Source organism: Streptomyces sp. TRM68367 (genome assembly GCF_014495685.1).
GTDB lineage: Bacteria > Actinomycetota > Actinomycetes > Streptomycetales > Streptomycetaceae > Streptomyces.
The window spans coordinates 46,301-54,544 of the sequence record NZ_JACTVI010000055.1 but is presented as its reverse complement, the minus strand read 5'-3'; the positions used below and the strand labels follow the sequence as shown (position 1 = coordinate 54,544).

6 protein-coding genes and 1 pseudogene are annotated in these 8,244 nt (G+C 71.9%); 2 read left to right on the top strand and 5 right to left on the bottom strand.

Annotated elements, in window-relative coordinates:
- The 3 genes from H8R17_RS28850 to H8R17_RS28840 form a co-directional block, all read right to left on the bottom strand.
- On the bottom strand, positions 1-751 hold a 751-nt coding region (locus tag H8R17_RS28850), incomplete at its 3' end, for a biotin/lipoyl-containing protein (RefSeq protein WP_316959554.1).
- A gap of 61 nt (positions 752-812) precedes the next feature.
- Entirely contained in the window at positions 813-2,201 is a 1,389-nt protein-coding gene (gene lpdA / locus H8R17_RS28845; protein WP_187826156.1) for a dihydrolipoyl dehydrogenase, read from the bottom strand.
- A gap of 487 nt (positions 2,202-2,688) precedes the next feature.
- Positions 2,689-4,233, bottom strand: coding sequence for a leucyl aminopeptidase (locus H8R17_RS28840; protein ID WP_187826155.1), 1,545 nt, complete (start codon positions 4,231-4,233; stop codon positions 2,689-2,691).
- A gap of 591 nt (positions 4,234-4,824) precedes the next feature.
- On the opposite strand from H8R17_RS28840, the pseudogene H8R17_RS28835 reads away from it, so the two are divergent.
- Positions 4,825-5,070: pseudogene (locus H8R17_RS28835) on the top strand (endo alpha-1,4 polygalactosaminidase); the annotation flags it as partial.
- A gap of 180 nt (positions 5,071-5,250) precedes the next feature.
- On the opposite strand, the gene H8R17_RS28830 reads toward H8R17_RS28835, so the two are convergent.
- Entirely contained in the window at positions 5,251-6,036 is a 786-nt protein-coding gene (locus H8R17_RS28830; protein WP_187826154.1) for an adenosylcobinamide-GDP ribazoletransferase, read from the bottom strand.
- An 83-nt stretch (positions 6,037-6,119) separates the two neighbouring features.
- On the opposite strand from H8R17_RS28830, the gene H8R17_RS28825 reads away from it, so the two are divergent.
- A complete protein-coding gene (locus H8R17_RS28825; protein ID WP_187826153.1) occupies positions 6,120-6,884 on the top strand; it encodes a hypothetical protein in 765 nt (254 codons plus the stop codon).
- A 151-nt stretch (positions 6,885-7,035) separates the two neighbouring features.
- On the opposite strand, the gene cobT is transcribed toward H8R17_RS28825, so the two are convergent.
- Positions 7,036-8,127, bottom strand: a complete 1,092-nt coding sequence (gene cobT / locus H8R17_RS28820) for a nicotinate-nucleotide--dimethylbenzimidazole phosphoribosyltransferase (RefSeq protein ID WP_187826152.1) — start codon at positions 8,125-8,127, stop codon at positions 7,036-7,038.
- Between the last annotated feature and the right edge of the window lie 117 nt (positions 8,128-8,244).

Genomic DNA, 8,244 nt, shown 5'->3' with positions numbered 1-8,244 from the left:
GGGCCGGAGTCGGCGCCGGGGCGGGCTCGGCCGGAGCCGCGGGGGCGGCCGGCGCGGGAGCCGGGGCGGGCTTGGCCTCGGCGGCGGGCGCCGGAGCCGGGGCGGCACCCGCGGCGCCGATGACGGCCAGCTTGGCACCGACCTCGGCCGTCTCGTCCTCGCCGACCGTGATCTCCACCAGCGTGCCGGAGGCGGGCGCCGGAATCTCGGTGTCGACCTTGTCGGTGGAGACCTCCAGCAGCGGCTCGTCGGCCTCGACGCTGTCGCCCACCGACTTCAGCCAGCGGGTGACGGTGCCCTCGGTGACGGACTCGCCGAGCGCGGGCAGGACCACGTCCGTGCCCTCGGCCGCAGCGCCACCGGCGGCCGCCTCGGCGGACGGAGCCGGGGCGGGCGCGGCCTGCTCGGGGGAGGGAGCCGCCGGCTGCTCGGGGGCCTGCGGGGCCGGCTCGGGAGCCGGTGGCGCGGGCACCTCCTCGACGGCAGGAGCCGGGGCGGCAGCGGGCGCGCCCGTGCCGTCGTCGATCACGGCCAGCTCGGCACCGACCTCGACGGTCTCGTCCTCGGCGACCTTGATGGAGGCCAGAACGCCGGCCGCGGGGGCCGGGATCTCGGTGTCGACCTTGTCGGTGGAGACCTCGAGCAGCGGCTCGTCGGCCTCGACGCGCTCGCCCTCGGCCTTCAGCCACCGGGTGACAGTGCCCTCGGTGACGCTCTCGCCGAGCGCCGGAAGGGTTACGGAAACCGCCATGGTTTCGGTTGCTCCTTACGATGTGCGGAAGTCTGTGTCGTCGCGCCCGTTGACCGAAGGCTCAGTCGTGGGAGTGAAGGGGCTTGCCGGCCAGGGCCAGGTGGGCCTCGCCGAGCGCCTCGTTCTGCGTCGGGTGGGCGTGGATGAGCTGGGCGACCTCGGCCGGCAGCGCCTCCCAGTTGTAGACCAGCTGGGCCTCGCCGACCTGCTCGCCCATGCGGTCGCCGACCATGTGGACGCCGACCACCGCGCCGTCCCTGACCTGGACGAGCTTGATCTCGCCCGCGGTCTTGAGGATCTTGCTCTTGCCGTTGCCCGCCAGGTTGTACTTCAGAGCGACGACCTTGTCCGCGCCGTAGATCTCCTTGGCCTTGGCCTCGGTGATGCCGACGGACGCGACCTCCGGGTGGCAGTACGTCACCCGCGGTACGCCGTCGTAGTCGATCGGGACGGTCTTCAGACCGGCCAGGCGCTCCGCCACCAGGATTCCCTCGGCGAAGCCGACGTGCGCGAGCTGGAGGGTCGGGACGAGGTCACCGACGGCGGAGATCGTCGGGACGTTCGTGCGCATGTACTCGTCGACGAGGACGTAGCCGCGGTCCATGGCGACACCGACCTCCTCGTAGCCGAGGCCCTGCGAGACCGGGCCGCGGCCGACGGCGACGAGCAGGTACTCCGCCTCGAACTCCTTGCCGTCGGCAAGGGTGACCTTGACACCGTCGGCCGTGTACTCGGCCTTCTGGAAGAAGGTGCCCAGGTTGAACTTGATGCCGCGCTTGCGGAACGCGCGCTCAAGGAGCTTCGAGCTGTTCTCGTCCTCGACCGGGACGAGGTGCTTCAGGCCCTCGATGACCGTGACGTCCGTACCGAAGGACTTCCACGCGGAGGCGAACTCGACGCCGATGACACCGCCGCCGAGGACGATCGCCGACTTCGGCACGCGGTCCAGGACGAGGGCGTGGTCCGAGGAGATGATCCGGTTGCCGTCGATCTCCAGACCGGGCAGCGACTTCGGCACGGAGCCGGTCGAGAGCAGGATGTGGCGGCCCTGGATCCGCTGCCCGTTCACGTCGACCGACGTGGCGGAGGACAGCCGTCCCTCACCCTCGATGTAGGTCACCTTGCGGGAGGCGACCAGGCCCTGCAGGCCCTTGTACAGGCCCGAGATCACGTCGTCCTTGTACTTGTGGACGGCGGGCATGTCGATGCCCTCGAAGCTGGCCTTCACACCGAACTGCTCGCTCTCGCGGGCCTGGTCGGCGATCTCGCCCGCGTGCAGCAGGGCCTTGGTGGGGATGCAGCCCCGGTGCAGGCAGGTGCCGCCGACCTTGTCCTTCTCGATCAGGGCGACGTCCAGGCCCAGCTGCGCCCCGCGCAGGGCCGCGGCATAACCACCGCTACCACCGCCGAGGATCACTAGGTCGAAAACAGTGCTGGCGTCGTTCGCCACGTCACGTCCTCCATGCATGTGCGCCACGCCGGTCTCCAGTGACCGGTCGGCGGCTGGTGTCCGGCCGCTCTTTGCTTTCGGCCCTTCGGTGGGGGCCCTGTCCTGCCGAGCCCCATCTTCGCACTTGTCAGCACAGGAGGAGACGCCGGGCCGGGGTGTGAGACACAGCACCTTTGACGGCACATTTCGAGCAAGGGTGACCCGGCCAACCCGAAAGGGGCGCGGGGCTGTATCGATATGCGGTTCCGCCGCGTGGGCGCGACCAGCCCCCACGCCCCCGCACCCGCCGTGCGACGGAAGGCACCGAGCTAGTGCCCCGGCAGGCAACGTTCGCCCCGTCGCGACGCCCGGCACGCCCTCTCGCCGCACCGGCCGAAAGCCCAAGTACATCCAGTACGAGGACTTCCGGCCGGCACGCCGAGAGCACGCACCGGACGCCGCTCCTTCACGGGCAAACGTTGCCAGCCGGGGCACTAGTAGGCGAACATCACCCCAGATCACCCGCAGCAGTCAGCTCAGCCACCCGCACCAGAGTCCGCACCGCAGAGCCCGTACCCCCCTTGGGCGTGTACCCGAACGGACCACCCTCATTGAACGCAGGCCCCGCGATGTCAAGGTGCGCCCAGGTGATCCCCTCGCCCACGAACTCCCGCAGGAAGAGCCCGGCGACCAGTCCACCACCCATCCGCTCACCCATGTTGGCGATGTCCGCGGTCGGCGAGTCCATCCCCTTGCGCAGATGCTCCGGCAACGGCATTGGCCACGACGGCTCACCCACCTCCTCGGCGGCCTCCACCACCGCGGAGCGGAACGCGTCGTCGTTCGCCATCACCCCGAACGTCCGGTTCCCCAGCGCCAGCACCATCGCCCCGGTCAGCGTCGCCACGTCCACGATCGCGTCCGGCTTCTCCTGCGACGCCGCCCACAGCGCGTCGGCGAGCACCAGCCGCCCCTCCGCGTCCGTGTTGAGCACCTCCACGGTCTTGCCGCTGTACATCCGCAGCACGTCACCCGGCCGGGTCGCGGAGCCCGACGGCATGTTCTCGGCCAGCGCCAGCCAGCCCGTGACGTTGACCTCCAGGCCCAGCCGCGCTGCCGCGACCACGGCCGTGAACACCGCCGCCGCCCCGCTCATGTCGCACTTCATCGTCTCGTTGTGGCCCGCCGGCTTCAGCGAGATGCCGCCCGAGTCATAGGTGATGCCCTTGCCGACGAAGGCGAGGTGCTTTTTCGCCTTGGCGGAGGTGTACGACAGCTTCACCAGCCGCGGCCCGGCGGCGGACCCCGCGCCGACACCCAGGATGCCGCCGTAGCCGCCCTTGGCCAGGGCCTTCTCGTCGAGCACCTGCACCTTGATGCCGTGCTCCTTGGCCGCGGTCTGGGCGAGCGCGGCGAACGCCTCGGGGTTGAGGTCGTTCGGCGGGGTGTTGACCAGGTCACGGGCCCGGTTGAGCTCCTCGGCGACGACGAGGGCGCGCTCCACGGCCGCCTTGTACACCTTGTCGCGGGGCTTGCCGCCGAGCAGCGAGGCCTCGGCGAGCGGGGCCTTGCCGTTCTTCTTGTCCTTCGCGCCGTTGCCGGCGCTGTCCTTGTACGCGTCGAAGGAGTACGCGCCGAGCAGCACACCCTCCCCGATCGTGCCGGCGTCGGCGGCGTCGCCCAGCGGCAGCGCGAACGCGGCCTTCTTGGACCCGGCGAGGGCGCGGGCGGCGATGCCCGCGGCCCGGCGCAGTGCCTCGGCGTCGTAGGACGCGTCCTTCTGGGGCTCCGCGCCCAGGCCCACCGCCACCACGAGGGGGGCCTTGAAGCCGGCCGGGGCGGGCAGCTTCGTCACCTCGCCCTCGGCACCGGAGGCACCGAGGGTCTCCAGGACGCCGGCGAGGCGGCCGTCGTACGCCTTGTCCACGGCCTCGGCGCCCGGTGCGACGACGAGCCTCCCGGCGTGGGAACCGGCGCCCTTGGCGACACCGATCACGATCGCGTCGGCCCGCAGACCGGGCGCCGCGGCGGTGCTGAGAGTGAGAGCAGTCACGGTGGTGAAATCTCGCTTCCGATGTGAAGTTGCTGTGGTCGAAGGGTGTGGGTCGACCGGGCCCGACAGCCGACCCTGGGGCCGGTCGCAGCGGGACCTTCCCCGGCGCGGCGAACACTCGGGACGAGCCTACGCTCGGGTCCGCGCTCGCTCATTCCTGCGGACGTTCACCCATGGGTGGCGTCGTGGTCATTTCTTGATCCACGAGACTGGTGAACCGAGTCACACTCGACGGGTTTTCGGTGAGTGTCCGGCTCGCCGCTTTCATGATTTTCACGGATCCGCCTCTGAATGACCACAAGGGGATCCCGGGGATCTTCTGGGGGAGGAACCATGGCGCAGCGTGCGCACAGATGGCGCAGGACGGCCGTCGCCGTGACGGCGGCCGGGCTGCTGACGGCGGGGCCGCTCGCGGCACCGGGGGCGTCGGCGGCCGAGGAGCCGCGGATCGACCTGAGGGTGCTGGTCGTGGACAACGGCGACAGCTCCGTCCGGGCGATATCCGCCGAACTGGAGAGCACGGGCATCCCGTACACGAACGTGAACCTACACGACCCCGGCCGCCCGGCTCTCACCGAGTCCTTCTCTCCGTTGGGCTTGAAGAACGACCTCGACCAGATCCCCGACCTTGCCGCCGACTTCGACTTCGCGGTCAACGAGCAGTGCGCCCAGTACGACGAGTGCGGCGCCCTCAAGCCCTTCACCGACGCGGGCAAGGCGGTGTTCCACACCGAGTACGAGCCGCCCACCGGCCGCTTCTGCACCGAGTCCCGCGAGCTGAGGCTGAGCTCCCTGCTCAAGAAGTACGAACTGGGCGCCTGGCGCCAGGCATGCTGAGCCGGACCCCGGTCACCGTCGTGCCCGCCACCCGGTCGGCGAGGGAGCGGCGGCTCGGGGAGAGGACCGGCAGCGCGTCATCGGGAACAGCGGCATCAACATCCCCCGATCCCTTGTGAGTTCGGCGCATCAGGCCAGCCGTGGGACGGGGGTGGCCGCAGCGGGACCGTGGGGATCGTTTCAGCCCAGTGACAGTACGACGAGAGCCGCCGTCGCCGCCGTCTCCGCGAGCCCGCCGAACACATCCCCGGTGACCCCGCCGAAGCGGCGCGTGCAGTGCCGCAGGAGCAGCTCGGCGACGGCGAGAGCCGCGACGACAGCGACGGCCGTACGGACCATGTCGTACGGCCCGAAGAACGCACCGCCCGCCGCGGCGGTCAGGGTGACGGCGAGGACGGCGGTGCCGAGCGCCGCAGGTACTGGCACCACGCCCGCGACCGCCGCGCCCAGCCCCTCCGGCCGCGCGGCGGGCACCCCCGCGCGGGCCGCCAGCGTGAGCGCCAGCCGGGCGGCCACCGCCGAGACGACGGCCGCGAACGCACCCCGCGCCCAGGAGCCGCCGTACGCCTGGGCGAGCGCGGCGACCTGGGCGAGCAGCATGAAGACCAGGGTCAGCACGCCGAACGGCCCGATGTCCGACTGCTTCATGATCCGCAGCGCGTCCTCGGCGGGCTTCCCGCTGCCCAGCCCGTCCGCGGTGTCCGCGAGCCCGTCGAGGTGCAGCCCCCGGGTCAGCACGGCGGGCACGGCGGCCGTGGCGACGGCGGCGAGCAGCGTCCCCGCGCCGAGGGCCGGCAGCAGGAGTCCGGCCGCGGCGGCGAGGGCACCGATCACCAGGCCGACCAGGGGGGCGCACAGCAGGCCGCCGCGCGCCGCCTCCCGGTCCCACCGGGTCACCCGGACGGGCAGCACACTGAGCGTGCCGAAGGCGAAGCGGAGGCCGTCGAGGGGCGGAATTCTGGACACCGGCGCAGGTTACCCGGCGGTCAGGAGAGCGGGGACGGCGGCCGTGGACGTGCGGGCACAGCACACGCGGATAAGGTGCGCATATGGGGCATTGGTTGCAGCGGAACATCATCGAACCGGGCAAACTGCCCCTGCTCCTGGCCCTGGCCGCCTTCATCCTGACCTTCCTGATCACCCGGGTCGTCACCCGCCTCATCCGGGCGGGCAAGGGGCCGTTCGGCAACGTCAGCAGCGGTGGCGTGCACATCCACCACGTGATCCCCGGTGTCGCCCTCACCATCGTCGGCGGCTTCGGCGCGGTCGCCAGCGGCAGGCACGGTCTCAGTTCGGCGGTCTGCGCGGTCCTGTTCGGCATGGGCGCCGGTCTCGTCCTGGACGAGTTCGCGCTGATCCTGCACCTCGACGACGTCTACTGGACCGAGGCCGGCCGCAAGAGCGTCGAGGTCGTCGTCCTGACCGCCGCCCTCGTCGGCCTGGTCCTGGCCGGTTTCGCGCCGTTCGGTGTCAACGAAGTCACGCAGGACGAGGAACAGAGCCGTGCAAGCGTCCTCCTGAACGTCGGCGCGAACTTCCTCTTCGCGCTGATCGCGCTGAGCAAGGGCAAGACTCGCATCGCGATCTTCGGTGTGATCGTCCCCCTCATCGCCCTGTTCGGCGCCGTACGGCTGGCCCGTCCCGGCTCCCCGTGGGCCAAGCGCTTCTACCGGCGCCGCCCGCGCGCGCGGGCCAGAGCGACCCTGCGCGCCTACCGTCACGACCGCCGCTGGGCCCGCCCCCTCCGCGGCCTTCAGGACTGGATCGGCGGCAGACCGGATGCGGCACCCGCGCGGCTGCCCGACCGCCGCTGACGCCGGCGCCGCCGCACCACGGTCACCGCGCACAGCGCCAGCACCGCCGCGATGGCCGCCAGGCTCGCAGGCCGCGGGCATGCGTGCCGCCTGGGCGGCACGGGTGCGGGCGGGCGGCACCCCGTAGCGCCGGGCTGCGCACCCAACACCCCTACTCCGGCTTCTCCTCCGGGTTCTCCTCCGGCTCCTCGGAAGCCTTCGGCCGCTCAGGAAGCTCGGCGGCCAACGCGGCAGCGGCCTGCACCAACGGCAGCGCCAGCAACCCCCCGGCCCCTTCCCCCACGGTCGCCCCGTGCGAGAGCAACGGCTCCAACGCCATCCGGTCCAGCGCCTTCGCCTGCCCCGGCTCCCCACTGTCGTGGGCCGCCAGCCACCAGTCCGGCGCCCGGAACGCCACCCGCTGCCCCACCAGTGCACACGCCGCCGTCACGACCCCGTCCAGAATCACCGGCGTCTTCCGCACCGCACTCTGCAACAGGAACCCCGTCATCGCCGCGAGATCGGCCCCGCCCACCGTCGCCAGCAACTGCAACTGGTCCCCGAGAACCGGCCGAGCGCGCCGCAACGCGTCGCGAATCGCCGCACACTTCCGCATCCACGCCAGGTCGTCGATCGCCAGCCCGCCCCGACCGGTCACCACCGACGCGTCGGTCCCGCACAGCGCGGCGACCAGCACCCCGGCCGCCGTGGTCCCGCCCACGCTCACATCGCCGAGCACCACCAGATCCGTACCGGAGTCGGCCTCCTCGTCGGCCAACGCCACCCCGGCCCGGAAGGCCGCCTCGGCCTCCTCCAGGGCCAGCGCGTCCTCGACGTCGATGCAGCCGCTGCCGCGCCGCACCCGGTGCCGCACGACGTCGGCGGGCAGGGACTCGGGGTCACAGTCCAGGCCCAGGTCCACCACCCGCACCGGTACGCCCTGACGCCGCGCCAGCACCGACACCGGCCGGCCGCCCTCCAGGACCTCCCGCACCAACTCCCCGGCGCTGCCCGCCGACCGGGCCGAGACCCCGCGTTCGGCGATCCCGTGGTCCCCGGCGAACAGCACCACCCGCGGCTGTTCGATCGGCCGTACCGGTACGGCGGACTGTGCCGCGGCCAGCCACTCACCCAGGTCGTCGAGCCGCCCCAGCGATCCGGGCGGCACGATCTGACGCTCCCGGCGCGCCTCGGCGTCGCGGCGCACCCCGCCGTCGGGGCGTTCGATCAGATCGGTGAATTCGTCGAGATTCAGCGAGCTCATTCGCCGAACAGTACCGGCCCCGGTCGGAGGGGGCGGCGCCACATCACGACTCCGCCGCGACGACGTCATTGCACCCCGGATCACGATCCCGTGCGTACCGTTTTGTGATAGATCATC